This is a genomic window from Paraglaciecola marina, assembly GCF_004360155.1.
In the GTDB taxonomy this organism is placed as follows: Bacteria; Pseudomonadota; Gammaproteobacteria; order Enterobacterales; family Alteromonadaceae; genus Paraglaciecola; species Paraglaciecola marina.
Map to the genome: position 1 here is coordinate 1 of NZ_SAIS01000083.1, position 441 is coordinate 441.

The 441-nt window shown below is 44.2% G+C and carries 1 protein-coding gene; it reads right to left on the bottom strand.

All coding sequences use genetic code 11. The features are described from left to right. Window positions 1-440, bottom strand: a 440-nt coding sequence (locus tag EOK74_RS20740; RefSeq protein WP_133472030.1) for a GTP-binding protein, incomplete at its 3' end; no start/stop codon positions are given. Window position 441: the final 1 nt, after the last annotated feature.

Below are 441 nucleotides of genomic sequence, written 5' to 3' on the forward strand. Positions count from 1 at the left end.
AGTAATTCTTCGTCGTCTACCATGTCACATTTGTTCATGAAAACAACCATGTAAGGTACGCCAACCTGACGGCCTAACAAGATGTGCTCACGTGTTTGTGGCATAGGACCATCTGTAGCTGCAACAACTAGGATTGCGCCGTCCATTTGAGCAGCACCAGTAATCATGTTTTTAACATAATCGGCGTGACCAGGACAATCTACATGGGCATAGTGACGTGTAGGAGTATCATATTCAACGTGAGACGTTGAAATTGTGATACCACGCTCACGCTCTTCTGGAGCGTTATCGATTTGATCAAATGCAGATGCATCGCCACCGTAAGTTTTTGCCAATACAGTTGTGATTGCAGCTGTTAATGTGGTTTTACCGTGGTCAACGTGGCCGATAGTACCTACGTTTACATGCGGTTTAGTACGTTCAAACTTTTCTTTTGCCATT